The 16,456-nt window shown below is 69.9% G+C and carries 19 protein-coding genes; 10 read left to right on the top strand and 9 right to left on the bottom strand.

All coding sequences use genetic code 11. The annotated features are described in order from the left end of the window. Positions 1–133 precede the first annotated feature (133 nt). Positions 134–553 carry a hypothetical protein gene (locus tag BZY54_RS34630; RefSeq protein ID WP_158103961.1) on the top strand — a complete coding sequence of 140 codons (420 nt, stop codon included), beginning with the start codon at positions 134–136 and terminating at the stop codon, positions 551–553. Positions 554–761: 208 nt separating this feature from the next. On the opposite strand, the gene BZY54_RS34625 is transcribed toward BZY54_RS34630, so the two are convergent. Continuing rightward, complete coding sequence (locus tag BZY54_RS34625) at positions 762–1,874, bottom strand: sensor histidine kinase (protein ID WP_086729280.1); 1,113 nt, start codon at positions 1,872–1,874, stop codon at positions 762–764. Then, a complete protein-coding gene (locus tag BZY54_RS34620) occupies positions 1,871–2,536 on the bottom strand; it encodes a response regulator (RefSeq protein WP_086729279.1) in 666 nt (221 codons plus the stop codon). Before BZY54_RS34620 ends, BZY54_RS34625 begins: the two co-directional genes overlap by 4 nt. A 198-nt stretch (positions 2,537–2,734) precedes the next feature. On the opposite strand from BZY54_RS34620, the gene BZY54_RS34615 reads away from it, so the two are divergent. Next, positions 2,735–3,997: a DUF418 domain-containing protein gene (locus tag BZY54_RS34615; RefSeq protein ID WP_086729278.1), complete on the top strand. Its 1,263-nt coding sequence runs from the start codon at positions 2,735–2,737 to the stop codon at positions 3,995–3,997. Positions 3,998–4,282: 285 nt separating this feature from the next. On the opposite strand, the gene tnpB is transcribed toward BZY54_RS34615, so the two are convergent. The 3 genes from tnpB to BZY54_RS55660 all read right to left on the bottom strand — a co-directional run bounded on the left by tnpB (position 4,283) and on the right by BZY54_RS55660 (position 6,803). Then, the gene (gene tnpB, locus BZY54_RS34610; protein ID WP_086729277.1) at positions 4,283–5,740 is read right to left on the bottom strand and encodes an IS607 family element RNA-guided endonuclease TnpB; all 1,458 of its coding nucleotides are present in this window, start codon (positions 5,738–5,740) and stop codon (positions 4,283–4,285) included. Then, a complete protein-coding gene (locus BZY54_RS34605; RefSeq protein ID WP_086729276.1) occupies positions 5,737–6,312 on the bottom strand; it encodes an IS607 family transposase in 576 nt (191 codons plus the stop codon). The genes tnpB and BZY54_RS34605 overlap by 4 nt, the downstream gene beginning before the upstream one ends. Before the next feature lie 296 nt (positions 6,313–6,608). After that, the gene (locus BZY54_RS55660; RefSeq protein ID WP_425276347.1) at positions 6,609–6,803 is read right to left on the bottom strand and encodes an ATP-binding protein; all 195 of its coding nucleotides are present in this window, start codon (positions 6,801–6,803) and stop codon (positions 6,609–6,611) included. A gap of 83 nt (positions 6,804–6,886) precedes the next feature. On the opposite strand from BZY54_RS55660, the gene BZY54_RS34595 reads away from it, so the two are divergent. Further along, positions 6,887–7,105, top strand: a complete 219-nt coding sequence (locus tag BZY54_RS34595; RefSeq protein ID WP_086729275.1) for a hypothetical protein — start codon at positions 6,887–6,889, stop codon at positions 7,103–7,105. Between the two features lie 12 nt (positions 7,106–7,117). Here BZY54_RS34595 and BZY54_RS34590 read toward each other — a convergent pair whose 3' ends face one another. The 3 genes from BZY54_RS34590 to BZY54_RS34580 all read right to left on the bottom strand — a co-directional run bounded on the left by BZY54_RS34590 (position 7,118) and on the right by BZY54_RS34580 (position 10,131). Continuing rightward, the gene (locus tag BZY54_RS34590) at positions 7,118–8,497 is read right to left on the bottom strand and encodes a caspase family protein (protein ID WP_086729274.1); all 1,380 of its coding nucleotides are present in this window, start codon (positions 8,495–8,497) and stop codon (positions 7,118–7,120) included. Beyond that, entirely contained in the window at positions 8,494–8,880 is a 387-nt protein-coding gene (locus BZY54_RS34585; protein WP_086729273.1) for an effector-associated constant component EACC1, read from the bottom strand. Before BZY54_RS34585 ends, BZY54_RS34590 begins: the two co-directional genes overlap by 4 nt. A gap of 369 nt (positions 8,881–9,249) precedes the next feature. After that, positions 9,250–10,131, bottom strand: coding sequence for an SDR family oxidoreductase (locus BZY54_RS34580; protein ID WP_086729272.1), 882 nt, complete (start codon positions 10,129–10,131; stop codon positions 9,250–9,252). Between the two features lie 88 nt (positions 10,132–10,219). Between BZY54_RS34580 and BZY54_RS34575 the strand changes: the two genes are divergently transcribed. The 7 genes from BZY54_RS34575 to BZY54_RS34545 all read left to right on the top strand — a co-directional run bounded on the left by BZY54_RS34575 (position 10,220) and on the right by BZY54_RS34545 (position 16,184). Continuing rightward, positions 10,220–10,798 carry a TetR/AcrR family transcriptional regulator gene (locus tag BZY54_RS34575; RefSeq protein ID WP_086729271.1) on the top strand — a complete coding sequence of 193 codons (579 nt, stop codon included), beginning with the start codon at positions 10,220–10,222 and terminating at the stop codon, positions 10,796–10,798. Positions 10,799–11,125: 327 nt separating this feature from the next. Then, a complete protein-coding gene (locus BZY54_RS34570; protein WP_086729294.1) occupies positions 11,126–12,346 on the top strand; it encodes an RNA-guided endonuclease InsQ/TnpB family protein in 1,221 nt (406 codons plus the stop codon). 141 nt (positions 12,347–12,487) lie between these two features. Continuing rightward, a complete protein-coding gene (locus tag BZY54_RS34565; RefSeq protein WP_086729270.1) occupies positions 12,488–13,126 on the top strand; it encodes a maleylpyruvate isomerase N-terminal domain-containing protein in 639 nt (212 codons plus the stop codon). A 108-nt stretch (positions 13,127–13,234) separates the two neighbouring features. Beyond that, positions 13,235–13,486 (top strand): hypothetical protein, encoded by a 252-nt coding sequence (locus tag BZY54_RS34560; RefSeq protein WP_086729269.1) that lies wholly within the window; start codon positions 13,235–13,237, stop codon positions 13,484–13,486. After that, positions 13,410–13,949 carry a PepSY domain-containing protein gene (locus tag BZY54_RS34555; RefSeq protein ID WP_086729268.1) on the top strand — a complete coding sequence of 180 codons (540 nt, stop codon included), beginning with the start codon at positions 13,410–13,412 and terminating at the stop codon, positions 13,947–13,949. The genes BZY54_RS34560 and BZY54_RS34555 overlap by 77 nt, the downstream gene beginning before the upstream one ends. 157 nt (positions 13,950–14,106) lie before the next feature. Continuing rightward, entirely contained in the window at positions 14,107–14,646 is a 540-nt protein-coding gene (locus BZY54_RS34550) for a hypothetical protein (protein ID WP_086729267.1), read from the top strand. After that, on the top strand, positions 14,643–16,184 hold the full coding sequence (locus BZY54_RS34545) for a multicopper oxidase family protein (RefSeq protein ID WP_086729266.1): 1,542 nt from the start codon (positions 14,643–14,645) through the stop codon (positions 16,182–16,184). The genes BZY54_RS34550 and BZY54_RS34545 overlap by 4 nt, the downstream gene beginning before the upstream one ends. Before the next feature lie 179 nt (positions 16,185–16,363). Here the strand turns inward: BZY54_RS34545 and BZY54_RS34540 are convergent. Then, positions 16,364–16,456, bottom strand: a 93-nt coding sequence (locus BZY54_RS34540) for a transposase (RefSeq protein ID WP_208640863.1), incomplete at its 5' end; no start/stop codon positions are given.

Here is a 16,456-nt window from a genome sequence, read left to right as displayed (position 1 = left end):
CGACCGGCTCCCAGTCGGCCCAGGTCCGCAGCCGCTCGGCGTACAGGTTCTTGACCATGTGGGTGGGTGCGGCGCCGAACAGCACCCGCAGAACGCCGGGATCATCGTGCCGCTTGCCCTCTCCGACGGCGAGATGTACGACCACGGCGAGTGGACCTCCTCCAAGGGCAAGCCGGAAGCCTGGCTGACCGAGAAGGAACAGGCCAAGCTGCTCCGCTTGGAGCAGCGAGCCGCGCACCGCAAGAGCTTCCGCAAACGGGCAGAGCGCACCTCGAACCGCTGCGGGCGACCTATGACCAGATCCAAGGGCTTCGTGCGAGAGTCAAGCGCAGGCACCAGGAACTGGCAGCAGCAGACCACCACCGAGATCGCCGTCAAGTACAGCGTGCTCGTGGTGGAAGACCTGGCCATCACGAACATGACCAAGAGCGCCAGGGGAGGGAACCGTCCAGGCCCCAGGGAAGAACGTCGCGCAGAAGCCGGCCTGAACCGCGCCATCAGCCAAGAGGCATGGGGACGCACCGTGACGATGCTGACGTACAAAGCCGCCTGAATCCATGATCCAGACCGTCCGCGCCGGAGCGCCCCGCAGAGTCCTGTCTACAGCCGACATCAACGAAGCGGCCGCGTCCCGACCCCCGACGCCGTAACACCGAATCCGCGCAAGGCCCCCTGGTTGCGACTGGCCGGGGCCTGCCTTCGGCGGTGAGGGTGCCGCCCGGGAAGCGTGCATGAAACGCCCAGCGTGTTTTGTGCAGCGGTCATGCCGAGTTCCCGATCGGTAGGTGCAGATGGAGTTCGTAGCCGCCGTCCGCCGTGGGTCCGGATGTGATGGTGCCGCCGAGGAGTTCGGCGCGTTGGCGCAGGCCGACGAGGCCGTGGTGGGTGCTGGGCAGGGGGAGCGCCGGCCGGGTGCCGGCGGTGTTGGTGACGGTGGTGTGGACGGCGTTGTCCCGGTGGCGGACGCAGACCGTCGCGGTGGCGCCGGGGGCGTGTTTGCGGACGTTGGTCAGGGCTTCCTGGACGGTGCGGTAGACGGCGCGCTGCACGGTGGGCGGGAGGTCCTCGGCAAGGTCTGCCTCCAGCTTCGCTTCGATGCCGCTGTTGTCGACCAGATCCTGCAGGTCGGCGAGGGACGGCTGAGGGGTGAGTTCCGTGGGGCGGCTGTCGGAGGCGCGCAGGACGCTGACCATGTGCCGGAGTTCGTCGAGAGTCTGCACGCTGAGCCGCCGGATCGTGGCTGCGGCCTGCCGGCTCTCGGCGTCCTTGCTGCCCACCTGGAGTGCTCCGGCCTGGACGGCGATGAGGCTGACCTGGTGGGAGACCACGTCGTGCATCTCCCGGGCGAGCTGTGCGCGCTCCTTGGCCAGGATGCTCTGGGCGGCCAGCAGCCGCTCGTGCTCGCGTGCCTCGGTGATCTCGGCGAGTCGCAGGGACAGCTCGCGGCGGGCTTGCACGAGTTGGCCGAGGAATACGGGTGCGGCCGCGGTGGCCAGGGTGTAGCTGAGGTGGAAGAGGTTGTCGGTCCGGGCGAATTCGGTCGTCTTCAGCGACGACCACGGCCAAGGCAGGTAGTCGGTGATGGCGTAGGCCAGGGCACAGCCGGCCAACAGCACGCGATGACGGCTGAGCGAGGAGAGTGTGTACAGCGCGGCCATGGTGGCGAACACCGCGTCGGTGACCAGAGCCGTGGGCAGCGTGAGCATGAACGTGGCCAGCGGCAGGCGGCGGCGCAGCGCGAGAGCGAGGGCGGCGAGCAGGGCCCAGCCCATGGCCACACGTGCGTCGGCGTCGACGTGGACCCAGATGTCTGCCAGCGAGGCCAGGACGAGGCCGGCGTCCAGCAGCAAAGCGGGCGGTCGGCGGGGTTTCATCGGGTGTCCCCGTCCTGCTGCGGCGTGAGCAGACCTGCGCGTTCGGCGATCAGGGCCGCCTGGACGCGGCTGCCCACCTGTAGTTTGCCGAGCAGGGTGCTGACGTGGCCCTTGACAGTGCCGGTGCTCAGGTGCAGCCGCTGGCCGATGTCGGTGTTGGCCAGCCCCTCGGCCATCAGGACGAGGACAGCACGCTCGCGCTCGGTCAGCCGGGCGGTGAGGCGGGCGGCGGATTCGCGTACGCCCTGGTCGAGATAGCCGTCCACCACCGTGCGGGTGATCTTGGACGAAAGTACCGTACCGCCCTCGGCCAGGGCCCTCACCAGGTACGGCAGTTGCTCGGGATCGGTGTCCTTGAGCAGGAATCCGGCGGCGCCCGAACGCAGCGCCGCCGCCACGTACTCGTCGGTGTCGAACGTGGTGAGCATGGCCACCACCGGAGGGTCCGGCATGCGGCGGAGGTCGGCCAGGACCGTGAGCCCGTCCACGTCCGGCATCCGGATGTCCAGCAGCACGACGTCAGGGCATGACTCGCGCACCGTTCGGACGGCCTGGCCGCCGGGGACCGCTGCGACGACCTCGATGTCCTCGGCCGCGTTGAGGATGTGGGTGAAGCCCCTGCGGACCAGGGCCTCGTCGTCCACCACCAGTACCCGGATCACGTGCGCTCCGCTCCTCGCATACCCGCCGTTCGATGCGTATCACACCGAGGGCCGTCCTTCGGTGGGTTCGAGGTGATTCCCGCCGATTGGCGGCGCTTGCCCCTCAGCCGGTCGGCGGGGGTGGTTTCGGCCGGTCGGCGGGGTGCCTTCGGACACCCGCCACGTGAGCCGCGGCGGGTGTCCGGCAAAGCCTGAGGCATGACGCAGAACGCATCACTCGCCGTGCCGACACAGCCGACCAGCGGCCGTGGCGCGGATCGCCGCCCTGCCCCCGCCGGCAGGCCTTCGACGGGGCGGCTGATCGGCATAGACCTGGCTCGCGGGCTCGCGGTCTTCGGCATGTACTCCGCCCATGTCGGCCCCGACGTGACGGTGGGCGGCCCGGTGGGCTTCCTGCTGGAGACGGCGCGGGGCCGCTCCTCCGCCCTCTTCGCGCTGCTCGCGGGCTTCTCCCTGGTGATCATCACCGGCCGTCCGCAGCCCCGTACCGGGACCGCCGGACGACAGGCGGTGGCCAGAATCATGATCCGCGCCGTCGTTCTCGTGGTCCTCGGCTACGCCCTGACCGCGCTGGACACCGGGGTCGACGTGATCCTCAGCTTCTACGGACTGCTCTTCCTGGTGGTCCTCCCTCTCCATCGGCTGCGGGCCAGGACGCTCGCCCTCACCGCCGGCGCGGGCGCGTTGATCCTGCCCCAGGTTCTCTACGTGGCCCAGAGAGCGATCGAGGCCGGCACCTGGGCGGACACCGTCACCACGAAAGACCCGCTGGCCCGGATCACCGGCACGGGCGGCATCATGGAACTGATGTTCACCGGTGGGTATCCGGTTCTCACCTGGATGCCGTTCCTGCTCGCCGGCATGGCAGTGGCGCGCCTCGATCTCGGCCGCCCGGGCATCCGGTCCCGACTGGCCCTCGCCGGCGGGGCACTCGCTCTGATCGGCTACGGCGGCTCCTGGCTCGCCCTGCGCTTGGTCCCGCACGCCCTTGCCACCGTCGCGGCTGCCACGGACAGCGGCTCGGCAGCCTCGGCCTGGTGGTCCGACACCGTCGGCGATCCGGACGGCCACACCCCGCCCGCCTGGCTGCTGGTGGCCGCACCCCACAGCCAGACGACGTTCTCCATACTCGGGAACACCGGTACTGCCCTCGCAGTGCTGGCCGCGTGTCTGACCGTCGCCGACCGTCTGCCGCGGCTCATGCGCATGGCGAGGCCGGTCGCAGCGGTCGGCATGACGGCACTGACCGCCTACGTCCTGCATATCGTCGCCCTGTGGCTCCTCGCCGACGTCTGGCACGTGGCCGTGATCGAGGACGGAACCATGAACGCGCTGCCGGTACTCCTCGGCTTCGTCGCGGCCGCCACGCTCCTGGCGACCGTATGGACCCGCCGGTTCCGCCGCGGGCCGCTCGAGCACCTGCTCCATCTGGCCACCCTGCCTGCGCGGCACATCCGATAGGACGGGTCGCGCATGGTGCCCCGAGCCCCGGTCAGCCGCCTACCGACTCCCGGTCGTGCTCCCCGGCACGGTGCCACGAGCGCGAACACCGCCGCCCGCAGAACGGGTATCGGCACGTGGGGGCGTCGTCGGACGGAGCTTGGTCATGACCCGCCCATCACGAGCCACCGCGTGACCCGGTCGGAGGCCGGATTCCTGATGAGAGTGCCTCGTCCGGGTTTCCGTTGCTTTGAGCCTCAAGGGCTCTCAGCATTCCGGGTATTTCGGCCCGGAAGGTCCGTCACTTCACCAAAGCGTGAGGGCTTCGGCTTGAGTACGGTCTCTCGTTTCTGTCTGGCGCGGGTGCGGCAGGGTTGCGCCACCTGCCCGCCCCGCCGTGGCCTTGCGGCTGCGGCGGGTGGCGCGGGTCTTCTGGTCGGCTCCACGAGGGTTCGACACCGCTGGTGCGGTGTCCTGGTCTCCGGCCACTCCGGTACCAGTCGTGCAGGCTGCCGCGAGGGCGGCGAGGTTGAGTGCGGCGTTGTCGTCCCGGTCGATGACCAGGCCGCAGGCGTCGCATTCGTAGGTCCTCACGTGCAGCGGCAGTTTGGCTTTCTCCGCGCCGCACCCGGAACAGGTCTTGGAGGACGGGTACCAGCGGCTTGCCACGATGGTGCGGGTGGCGTGGCGCTGGCGGGTCTTGTAGTCGAGCTGGCGGCGGATCTCCCCGAATCCGGCGTCGGCGATGCGTCGTGCCAGGCGCCGGTTACGGAGCATGCCGGCGACGTTGAGGTCCTCGACCACGACAGTGCCGTACTCGGCGGCAACAGCGGTGGTGAGCTTGTGCAGAGCGTTGGCGCGGAGGTTCGTGACGCGGTAGTGCACGCGGTTGCGGGCAGCGTTGGCCTTCTCCCACCGCTTCGACGGCTTCCGGCCGGTGCGCCGGTCGGGGCCCTGGCGGCGCGAGACGGTGCGGGAGGTGCGGCGCAGCTTCTTGAGCACCTGGTCGTGGTGCTTCGGGTTGGCGACGGCGCGGATCTCGCCCGTGCTGTCGGCCAAGACCGCGAGGGTCTTGACGCCGAGGTCGATACCGACCGCCGCGTCCGGCCGGGTGACGCGGGTGATGTCCTGCTTGACCTCGACCTGGAAGGAGGCGAACCAGCGGCCGCGTTCGTGGCGGACGGTCGCGGACAGGATGCGGGCCGTCCCTGCCTGCACGCGGGTCAGCAGCTTGGCGGTGGGCTCGTGGGTGCGCAGTGTGCCCAGCCGAGGCAGTGTTACGTGCTGGCCGTCCCCGTCGACGCGGATGGTGCCGGTCGTAAACCGGCAGGAAAGGCGCGCTTTCCGCTTCGACTTGAAACGGGGCGTGCCCATCTTGCGGCCCTTGCGCCTGGCGTTCTTCGACTTGGCGTAGTTGTCGAACGCGGCCGACGCGTTCGCGAGACCGGTGCTGTACGCCTCTTTGGAGTTCTCTTCCCACCAGGACGCGAATCTGGGGTCGGCGTGCTTGGCCTCGTTGAAGGCCTTCCGCAGCGAGGGAAGCGACCACGGCCGCCACGGCGTCAGTTCGTCTTCGGCGATGCCGTACGACTCCTCCGCGCGGCGCTGCCACCAAGAGGCGGTCACCCAGCCGACGGCCCAGTTGTACGCGGCACGCGCGGCACCACAGTGCGAACGCAGTGCCCGCTCCTGGGTAGCGTTCGGGTCGAGTGCGAAGCGGTACGCCTGCACCACGAAACCCGGCTGCGGCCGGAACTTCTTCACCCGGCGTCCTCACCGGTCGCCACGGCCACTGCGCGGGCGGCACGGTTCTTCGCCGCCCGCCGCCCGTACAGGTGCGCACACATCGACGTCAGCACCTCGGTGATGTCCCGCACCAGGTCGTCGGCCGTCTCTTCGGGATCGAGGACGGCCAGGCGCCGGCCGGACGCCGACAGTACGGCTTCGAGGTGCTCGACACCGAACCGGGCCAGCCGGTCACGGTGCTCGACCACGATCACAGCGGCGGACGGGTCGGACAGCACTCGGTGCAGTTTGCGCCGACGCCCGTTCAGCCCCGAACCGACCTCCGTGACCACCTCCGCGACCGGCAGACCGAGCCCGGTAGCCCCCTGGACCACCCGCGCGACCTGCCGCTCAAGGTCGGACTTCTGGTCGGCCGAAGACACGCGGCAGTACGCCACTACCCGGCCAGAGACCTCCACGGTGGGCTCATCGACCAGCCACGTACCGGACGGCGTCTGGCGCACGGGGACCGGCATGCGGCCCTCTTTCGCCCACGTCCACGCGGTCTGATAGTGCACGCCGTTGCGTGCCGCCCACTCGGAAAGCTTCACGGGAACATGATAACAGTTGAGAAAGACTGATATTCACTGATGAATCGAGCGGCAGTTGGAACCCCCGGGAGCCGAGAGCTCTGGGCCGGCTCCATCGAACCGGAAGAGACGGACCAGGGAGGAGGTGCGGAGACGGAGTACTCGAATCACACCGATGCGGTCGGGAGGGTGATCCATGCAATGGTGCTGCCGTCGGGGTGGTTGGCTGCCCTGTGATTGCCCCCGGCGGAGCGGGCGATGGCGGCGGTGATGGCCAGCCCGAGGCTGGTGCCGGTGGTGGTGCGGGCTGCGTCGGCCTAGGTGAAACGGTCGAAGGCGTGGGGGAGGGAGCCGGGCGGGAAGCCGGGGCCGCGGTCGGGGACCTGGACGCGGATCTGCCCGTCGTCCGGTTCGGCGGTGACCTCGATGGGGCCGTGGCCGTGCTGCTGGGCGTTGCAGATCAGGTCGGTGACCGCGCGGTCGAGCCGGTCTTCGCAGACCGTAGCGGTCAGTCCGGGCGGGCAGGCGACGGTGATGATGGTTCCGAAGTCTTCCGCCTGTCGGCGAGGCCGCTACCGCACTTGACGACCCGTTCATGCAGGCCTTCCACCTCAATATGTGCTCCTGGGCCCTCTCCTGCGAGTTCCGGTATCGGGAGGCCATCGAACGGGCCGACGAAGCGGTGGACTGCGCCCGCCGTGCCCAGGACGCTCCCAGCAAGCCCGGCCCCCCGCGCCGCCAGGACGGGGACGTCGTGCAGGAAGGCACCAGCCCGCACCTGGTGTCTGGTCAGAATGGCGATCTGCAGGGGTGACACGCTGGGGTGTCAGATCATCTCCGGCTGGATGCGCGGATCGCGGTCGAGGAATTCCTGTTCGGTGTGCAGGGCTCGGTTGCCCGCGAATCGGTCCAGTGCGGCGAGGACCTGTTGCTTGTCGGCGCCGAAGCTCCCGATCGGCCCGATGGTGCGGTAGCCCAGTCGGTGCAGTTCGTCGGACAGGCGTGGATCCTTCGTCGAGGGGAAACGCACCCCCTGCCGTAAGTGCACCACCAGGAGGTGGTTGGCCGCGTAGACCTGTGTCAGTCGCGGGTTCACTGAACCGGGGCTGGGCCGCAGAACGCCCACGTGCGTGAGGTCCCGCCACGGTATCCGCGAGGTGCCGGTGACGTGCGTCTTCCTGCGCTGCTCAACCCTGATGGCCGAGCGGTCGATGATCAACTCTGTCTCCGACGGCGCCGCCCCGAGGACCAAGGCGGCGATCAGCCCGATCAGCAGTGCGAAGCCGCCGCACCATACAGGGATGGCCCACAGCCAACTCGGATCATGGTTCAGCCATGCGAACAGCCCGGCGAGCCCGGCAAGGGACAGGGAGATGACCAAGAAGGGCTTCACCATGTTTTGCTTCAACTGCGTCTTCATCTCCGCTCGCGCGCGGCGGAAGCGGACCTCATCCACCGCGTCGCTCGGCGGTTCGTCGGGTTCGGCTCGGCCTCGCGACAGTGACAGGCCCGCGGCGGTATCGGTCGCCCGCTGCCGGGGCCGGGGCAGACCACGGGACTGCAGGTCCGCCGCGACGCTTCGGTACACCTCGTCCAGAGTGAGCGGCTGTGGGCTGTCCAGTGCCGCCAGCAGGGCCCCGGTGAAAGCGGTATGGCGCTCACCGGCGAGAGCGTAGGAAGGCGCGTTGGCGCTGCTGGACGTCATCGTGTACGTCCCCGCGATCGACAGCTGGCCGTCCACCAGACCTTCCTCGCCGGTCATCACCTCGATGGCTCGCCCGGAGAAGCAGCAGTCCAGGATGAGGACGCGTGCGGCGGCCGCGCTGCCGCCGAGGTCTTCGCGCAGCAGATCGACGCCCAACGCACTGTACTTCGGCGCCTCGGCCCGAGTGGCGTTCGTCGCCAGGTACAGCCGCCCCCGGTCGTCGACCAGCCCGTGCCCGGCGTAGTAGATGAGCAGCACGTCCGAGGCCTCTGCGGCGGCCTTGCCGATAGCGCGGCCGATGTCGGCGGTCGTACCCGCCGAGTCCGCGACCTCGCAGTACTCGGGCCTGAACACGCCCGTGGCGGTGTGGGTGAGCCGGCGCCACAGGCTCGCGACGTTCTCCCGTACGGCCGGAAGGTCCGCCAGCTCAGGGGACTCCGGGAAATGGGTCACGCCGATCAGAACCGCGCGCGACCGAACCGGGTCGGGGAAGTGGCTCATTGCTGCTGCTCCGTTGCGTCGACCAGCCGCGTGATCTCCCGTATCAGCCCGGGTACGTCGCCCCGGACCAGGTGTGCCTCGACCTCGACACTGCGGCCGTCCGGCCCCCTGACGGTGACCTTCACGTCCGCATGGCGGTGGGTGAGCCACGTAGACAGTGAGCGGGCGAGGACCGCCCCCGCCCCGCCGGAGCCCAGTGCGATGGTGAGCACGTCGAGCAGCCCGCCCATTTCACCGCCGGTCCCCGGGGCGGAGGGCGCAAGGCGCAGCCGCCCGCGAAACTCGTCCTCAAGACGTAGCCAGTCGTACAGCGACTGCAACGCGCCCGGAGCATCGGCCACGGTGATCCGCAGCAACGGATCGACTCCCGCTGTGGTGTCCATGGCCTCATCGTGGCAATCTTGCGGCCGACTCGTCCCGCACTTCAGCCGTTTTGCCCGCACGACGACGGCCCCCGGCCATCTCCGCCCTCACCGAAGCCCTCTACACGGGCCGCCAGGCGTACATCCACATCCTCTTCGACGGCCGGCCCACCACCGACGTCCCTCGAACCAGAGGGCCGCGCCCAGTTCGCCACCGCCGTCCTGCCCGGGCCCCACCGGTCCTGGAGGCGCGCCGTCCGCGTAGTGCCGATGACGACCACGCACAGTGCGAACCGGTTCCCTCCAGGGCAACTGCACGCGTTCCTCAGCGCATGCCGAGGGCGTCGAGGTCGGAAGACAACGGGCGTGCGTCAGGGCTGGATGCGTGCGTCAGGGCTGAATGTTTTCCAGGTCTTCGAGGAGGCTGGAGTGGGTCGGCTGCCACCCAAGGGCGTTGCGGGTGTGGGCGCTGGACGCCGGCTGGTCCATGGCGAAGATCGGGCCGAACGGGCCGAAGTTTTCTTGCGGAACCTCCTTGACCGGCAGGCCCAGTCGCCGGCCGATGACGGTCGCGATGTCGCGCACCGTGTCGCCCTCGTCGGCGACGGCGTGCCAGGATGTCCCGGCCGGTGCCGACTCAAGGACGAGACGGAACAGGACCGCTGCGTCGAGCGCGTGCACGGCCGGCCAGCGCTGGGTGCCGTCGCCCGGGTAGCCGGCCACCCCGGTGCGGCGCGCTGCATCGGCCAACAGGCCGGCGAATCCGCCCTGTCCCTCGTTGTGGACCGTGCGCGGCATGCGGACAGCCGTGCTGCGCAGGCCGCGCGAGGCGAGATCCAGCAGCGCTGTGACCGAATGGCCTCGACCGCCTACGGGTCCGTCGGTCGGCAGTGGATCGGCCTCTGTGGATGCGCGTCCCGGTACCCAGGGTGTGCCAGAGACCGTGACGATCGGGCGGTCGCTCCCGATGAGTTCCTGCCCCAGCGTGGCGAGAGCGGCGCTCTCCTCGGCGATGGCGTGCGCGAGCGCGTCCGGGCTGCTGTAGTCGCGTCCGAACGCGAGGCTGATCACGCCGTCGGACTGTGCAGCGCCGGACCGCAGGACGTCGAGGTCCGCCAGATCTCCTCGCAGCACCTTGGCGCCAGCGCTCTCAAGGGCCTGCGCAGAGCTGTCCGAGCGAGCAAGTGCCAGAACCGTGTGGCCGTTGCCGAGCAGCTCGGTGACGACGGCAGAACCGATGGTGCCGGTACCGCCGGTGACGAAGACGTGCATGAGCTCTCCCTGAAAGTGATGGGACTGTTGTCCCATCACTGACCTTACACAGTGACGGGACCGTTGTCCCATCACTTATTCTGGTCTCATGGCTAGATGGCAACCGGGGGCGACCGAGCGACTCGTCGTTGCGGCGGTCGACCTGTTCAGCGAGCAGGGGTACGACGCCACCACGGTGACGCAGATCGCCGAGCGCGCCGGCGTCACCAAGAGCACCTTCTTCCGGCACTTCTCCGACAAACGCGAGCTACTGGTCGCCGGCCAGGAGACGCTCAGCAGGCTGCTCGCCGACGGCATCACCGACGCACCTGCGAACGCCAGCCCGCTCCAGGCGGTGGCGGCCGGCCTCGAGCGCGCATCGAGCGCCATGGGACCGGCGAACCGCGAACTCGGCCCCCGCCTCAAAGCAGCCGTGGCGGCCAGCACCGAACTTCAAGAGCGCGACGCCCTCAAGAGCGTCGGGCTCGCGGCCGCCATGACAGCCGCGCTCATCGCCCGCGGTGTCCCCGAACCGACTGCGCATCTCGCGGGCGAGCTGGGAGTCCTCGCGTTCAAACGGGGCTACGCCCGGTGGTGCGAAAGCGATCGTGACGACGAGGAAGGGCTCGCGCCACATGCACTGGCAGCCCTGGAGGACCTACGCACGGCAACTGCGTCACTGGGCTGATCGACACCGCTCGGCCGTCACCGGCAGAGCCCTGTCGGCGCCGTGACTGCAACGTCCCGTTCCGCGTCACATGGCTCGACCTGCCGCAACAGGCTCGGAAACACGGTGATGCCCGACCCCCCGCGAACCGCCGACTCAGTCCGGTCACCGGGTTCCTCCGAGGATGCCCCGGTCTTCGGGCCGTGGAGGAATCGGGCTCCTGCGGAGCAGGACGGGAAGTAGGGGTTTCGCCTCCAGGGCGAAAGTCCGTCCACCCGCGACGAGGTGAGCGAGCCCGTGGCGATCAAGAGGCCCCAACTGTCAGTCCTCCCCTATATGTTCGGATGCATGACGCCAGACGCGACCACGGAGGGGGCCGGGCATGCCCGGTACTCCTTCCGTGTGCGCCTGTCTGCTACCGCACGGCGCGCACTCGAAGCCGAGTGGGACCGCTGCCGCTGGCTTTGGAACGAGTGCGTGGCCAAGTCGAAGCAGGTCCACCAGCAGAGCAAGGAGTCCGGTGAGAAGCTGGCGTGTGGTCCGGCTCAGTTGGACAGGATGCTGACCGAGGCCCGTCGGGTGACGCCGTGGCTGGCTGCGGGTGCCTCGGTGCCGCAGCAGCAGGTGATTCGGGACTTCGCCAGGTCGAGGGCGAAGGCGCTGAAGGACATCAAGGACGGGCTTCCGGTGCACCGCCGGGCCGGGATGCCCCGCTGGAAGAAGAAGCAGGAGGCCAGGCCGAGCCTCAACTACACGAAGCGCGGTTTCCGCCTCAAGGACGGTCGTCTGCACCTCGCGGGCCAGATCGTGCTGACGGTGGTGTGGTCGCGGGACCTTCCGGCCGAGCCGTCGAGTGTGCGCGTGTACCAGGACACGCTCGGGCACTGGTATGTGTCCTTCGTCGCCCCCGCGCGGACCGAACCGCTTGCCCTCACGGGGCGTGTGCTCGGGGTGGACTGGGGTGTGAAGGAGACGGCCGTCACCACCGATGACGCCTACGATCTCCCGCATGCCGAGCACGGCAAGCGGGCGGCGCAGGGGCTGGCCCGCTACCAGCGGATGATGGCCCGGCGGCGCCGCCCGAAGGGACAGGCCGCATCCAAGGGTTACCGGAAGGCGCAGGTGCAGGCGGCGATGCTGCACAGGAAGGTCGCGCGGCAGCGGGAGGACACAGGCCGCAAGTGGGCCAAGGCCGTGATGCGTGATCATGACGGGGTGGCGGTGGAGGACTTCAGGCCGAAGTTCCTCGCGAAGACCACGATGGCCCGCAAGGCGGCCGATGCCGCCGTCGCCGCCACCAAACGCGCTGTGGTCGAGATGGGGCGCAAGCACGCACGGGACGTCCGTCTCGTGCACCCGGCGCACACCACGATGGACTGCGCAACGTGCGGAGCGAGAACCAAGCACGCACTGCCTCTGTCGATGAGAACGTATGCCTGTACCGTGTGCGGAGCCGTCTGTCCCAGGGACAAGAACTCCGCCCGTGTGATGCTGGTCCGGGCAGGTTGGAACCCGGACGGTGCCGAGGGCGTAAGACCACCTGAGCCGCCGGCTCAGGTGGCGGCCTGAGCCGTGAATCCCCACATCAGCCCTGGAGGGTGGAGAATCCCCTCCCTTCAGGGAGGGGAGCCTTCAAGTCCGGGAATGCACCGCCCTTGCCACGAGGTTGACCGGGCAGACACCCACCGACGGCGACAGGGGAACCGCAACGTGACGCAGGTGAGGGAGCTTTACCTGAGTGCGGCGTACACAGCGGCGCAGCTGTTGGCCGCGCCGGAGGTGGCAGACGGCTGGCGCCGGCCCTCCGCGCTGGCGAAGCTCAGCGTCCAGGGGCTGGCGGGTCACCTGGCCGGGCAGGTCTTCTTCATCCCCACCGTGCTGGCAGAGCCGGTACCTTCCGAGCCCGCCGTCTCGATCCACGAGTACTACGCGCGAGTCAGCTGGATCGGCTCAGACCTCGACACGCCGTTCAACCAGGCCATCCGATCCGGCGGCGAGGAAGAGGCTGCTGACGGTCCGGCCGCGCTGGCCGCGCGGGTCGCCGCATGCGTCGAAGAACTGCGCGACATCCTGCCCACCACGCCGGAACGCCTGGTACGGCGCCCCACCTGGGGACCGTGGTCGATCAGCCTCGACGACTTCATCACCAGCCGAATGCTGGAGCTCGTTGTCCACTCCGACGACCTTGCGCACAGCGTCGGGTTGCCGACGCCCGAATTCCCGCACCCTGCCGTCGAGACGGTCGTGGACTTGCTGTCGCGGATCGCCTTGCGGCGGCACGGCGCGACCAATGTCCTGCGCGCACTGAGCCGCAGCGAACGCGCACCGGCTTCCATCTCGGCGCTCTAACGCAAGCATCTGAACCGGTCAAAGGCTGGCGCACGGTGGTCCACGACAGGCCGACACGTCGGCATCCGTGCGATCCTGCCCGCAGACCGAAGGGCAGGACCACCTCACATGAACGCCCTCAAGCGCACCCTTACCGGACGTCACCGCACTGTCGCCGCGGTGGTCACGGCCACCGGCGTACTCGGCGGAGCCGGTGCCGCATCCGCCGTCGCCTTCGCCGACGACGACCACGACAGCACGCAGGCCAGTGCGCGCACCGCAGCAGGCACGCACGACGACGACCATGACGATCACGACCGTGCCGGCACGCAGGACGACTCCGACGACGGTGCTCTCGCCCAGGGCCTCAAGGCGACCTGAGCAGGCCGTCGACGCGGCCGCCAAGTCCGTCGCGGGGAGCGTCACCGAAGTCGAGCTGGGCGGACAGCACGGCACGGCCGTCTGGAAGACCGACATCATCGACGCCAAGGGCATTGAACATGAGGCCCTGGTGAACGCCACCGACGGCAAGGCCACTGCGGGCAGGGCCGACCGAGCTGGAGACGCGGACGACCGGGGCGACGCCGCGCTCGCCAAGTCCCCCGAGACGGGCCCGGGGCAGGCCGCGGCCACAGCCCTCGACAAGGCCCCCGGTACGGCGACTTCGGCCGAGCTCGACGACGATCCTGGCAAGACGTCCGCCTGGCATGTCGACATCGTCGACGGCCACGGCACCGAGCACGAAGTCACCGTCGACGTGCAGACCGGCAAGGTCACCACCACGCACGCCGCCCAGGACCACGCAGGCATCAAGGGCACGGACGACGACCGCCAGCACGACTGACCTGCCACACGGCAGCGCGACCGCTTCCGCTGCCGTGACCGGCCCGGCGGACGTCCGGGGTAGCTGGCGGCTCGGCCTCCTGCGTCCAGGTGTAGACGGGCATGAGAGGGCGGATTACGGTTGCGTGCTGATCATCCATTGCCGAGGGGGGACCTCCATGCAGCCGTCGTCGGCCGCCGCCGAGCCGGGCGGCTCGGACATACGCGAGTCGCCGGACCCGCGACCGCCCTCCGCGAGGGCCCGTGGTGCACTGCGCGCGGTGACGACGGTGCACGCCGCGGCCCTGTTCACCCAGGCCATCCTCGCCGGACGGTTCCTGTCCGGCGACTACGACATGCTCACCGCGCACGCGGTCAACGCCAATGTCATCGTCACCGTCGGCCTCGTGCAGGTCGTGGTGGCGGTGGTGTACTGGCGCCGGGGCCGCGGTCCGGGCCGGCCGGCCGCGGTCAGCGCCGTGCTGCTCGTGGCCGAGGCCGGGCAGGCCGTCCTCGGCTACCAGCGGAGTCTGGGGGTGCACGTCCCGCTGGGCGTGACGCTCATCGCCGCCGGGCTGCTGCTCCTGGTCCAGGTGTGGCGCCCCCTGCCCCCCAACCCCGTCCCGGCCGCGCCCGGTGACGCCGGGTCAGTGCCCGGGAAGGTGCCGCCGCCCGGCACGTCCCCGGAGGCGTCGCGGCCCGCGCAGGACGTCTCGTGAGGCCGGCGATACCGCGCCGCCACCTCCTCGGCGCCCTGGGCGGCGCGGCCGCCCTGGTGGCGGTGGGCACACAGATCCCGCGGCTGGCCGCCCGCGCCCAGACCGGGGAACTCCTGCGCAGCCGGCTGCCGCTGCCCGCCCCGTACCAGGTGCCGCTGCCGATACCACCGGTGCTGACCCCACGCCAGGACGCCACCACCGACTACTACGAGGTGACGCAGAAGGCCGCCACCCAGGAGATCCTGCCCGGCCACACCACCGCGATCTGGGGGTACGAGGGGACGTTCCCGGGGCCCACCCTCGTCTCCCGCAGCGGCCGGCGGACCGTCGTCCGCCACCACAACGCCCTTCCCGTGCCCGCCGTCGTTCACCTGCACGGCGGCCGCACCCCGTCGGCCAGCGACGGCTACCCCACCGACCTGATCGTGCCGGACGGATTCACCGGCCCGCTCCCGCACCACGACCACCGGGCCAGCCTGGCCCACGGCTCACGCCTCTACGAGTATCCCCTCCAGCAGCGGGCCGCCACACTCTGGTACCACGACCACCGCATGGACTTCACCGGCGCCTCCGTCTGGCGCGGACTGGCCGGATTCCATCTCGTACACGACGACGAAGAGGAAGCCCTGCCCCTGCCACGCGGGCACCGGGACATCCCCCTCATGATCACCGACCGGGCCTTCGACGCCGACGGCTCCTTCCGCTACCCCGCGACCGACCCGACCCTGCTGCACACCCCGGGCGTGCGGCCGGACTACGTCGAAGGGGTCCTGGGCGACGTGATCCTGGTCAACGGCGCGCCATGGCCCGTCCTGGAAGTCGACGCCGCCCGCTACCGGCTGCGCATCCTCAATGCCTCCAACGCCCGCCGCTACCAGCTGGAGCTGGACCCCCACCCCGCGGGCGGCGGCGCCCTGGTGCAGATCGGCTCCGACGGCGGCCTGCTGGCGGCCCCGAGAGCGCACGACGCGATCGTACTGGCGCCCGCGGAACGCTTCGACGTCGTCGTCGACTTCTCCCGCTACCGCGTCGGCGAGGAGGTCACCCTGACCAACCGGCTCGGCAGCGGCACCACCGCCGCGGTCATGCGCTTCCGGATCGCCCGGCGCGCCACCGACGACAGCACCGTGCCCGCACGGCTGTCGGACATCGAGCGCCTGGACCCGGCGCGCGCGACGGCGACCCGCACCTTCGCCTTCCGCGACCAGGGCGACGAGGGCTGGACGATCAACGGCCGCCCCTTCGACCCGATGCGGGCCGACGCCGCCCCCCGGCTGGACGCGCTGGAGGTCTGGCGGTTCACCAGCGACTTCCACCACCCGGTCCACCTGCACCTGGTGCACTTCCAGGTGCTCTCCCGCAACGGCGAGGCCCCTGGCCCCTACGACGCGGGCTGGAAGGACACCATCGACCTGAGCCCGGGCGAGGAGGCCGCGATCATCACCAGATTCACCGGCTACCGGGGGCGTTTCGTCTTCCACTGCCACAACCTGGAGCACGAGGACATGGCGATGATGGCCAACTTCGAAGTCGTCTAGCGCTCTCACCCGAACCGGACCGTGCTCAGCCTCTGCAGCGGCCGCGGCCGTTTCCTCCTTGCAGCTCAGGCGTCTACGGGCGCCCACACGGGAGCGGGAGCCGTTACCGGGACTCTTGCAGAAAGCCCCGGCGTTCACGCCGGGGATGAATGCATCTCAAGGCTGCTCTGACGTGCACGTTAGAGCGGACGTTTTTGCTGTTCGATGTACTGGCGGACGATTGCCAAGGGTGCTCCGCCGCACGACGCAGGGAAATACGAGGGCGACCACAG

The sequence above is a fragment of the Streptomyces carpinensis genome, assembly GCF_002154505.1.
Taxonomy (GTDB): domain Bacteria; phylum Actinomycetota; class Actinomycetes; order Streptomycetales; family Streptomycetaceae; genus Streptomyces; species Streptomyces carpinensis.
This window is presented reverse-complemented; position numbering and strand designations above follow the sequence as displayed.

Bases quoted from the DNA above. Each gene is read 5' to 3' on its own strand.
- BZY54_RS34615 (WP_086729278.1), top strand. From the start codon at position 2,735: ATGACGCAGAACGCATCACTCGCCGTGCCGACACAGCCGACCAGCGGC.
- BZY54_RS34590 (WP_086729274.1), bottom strand. From the start codon at position 8,497: ATGAGCCACTTCCCCGACCCGGTTCGGTCGCGCGCGGTTCTGATCGGC.
- BZY54_RS34555 (WP_086729268.1), top strand. From the start codon at position 13,410: ATGACGATCACGACCGTGCCGGCACGCAGGACGACTCCGACGACGGTG.
- BZY54_RS34560 (WP_086729269.1), top strand. From the start codon at position 13,235: ATGAACGCCCTCAAGCGCACCCTTACCGGACGTCACCGCACTGTCGCC.
- BZY54_RS34580 (WP_086729272.1), bottom strand. From the start codon at position 10,131: ATGCACGTCTTCGTCACCGGCGGTACCGGCACCATCGGTTCTGCCGTC.
- BZY54_RS34585 (WP_086729273.1), bottom strand. From the start codon at position 8,880: ATGGACACCACAGCGGGAGTCGATCCGTTGCTGCGGATCACCGTGGCC.
- BZY54_RS34575 (WP_086729271.1), top strand. From the start codon at position 10,220: ATGGCTAGATGGCAACCGGGGGCGACCGAGCGACTCGTCGTTGCGGCG.
- BZY54_RS34570 (WP_086729294.1), top strand. From the start codon at position 11,126: ATGACGCCAGACGCGACCACGGAGGGGGCCGGGCATGCCCGGTACTCC.
- BZY54_RS34595 (WP_086729275.1), top strand. From the start codon at position 6,887: ATGCAGGCCTTCCACCTCAATATGTGCTCCTGGGCCCTCTCCTGCGAG.
- BZY54_RS34625 (WP_086729280.1), bottom strand. From the start codon at position 1,874: ATGAAACCCCGCCGACCGCCCGCTTTGCTGCTGGACGCCGGCCTCGTC.
- BZY54_RS34550 (WP_086729267.1), top strand. From the start codon at position 14,107: ATGCAGCCGTCGTCGGCCGCCGCCGAGCCGGGCGGCTCGGACATACGC.
- BZY54_RS34630 (WP_158103961.1), top strand. From the start codon at position 134: ATGTACGACCACGGCGAGTGGACCTCCTCCAAGGGCAAGCCGGAAGCC.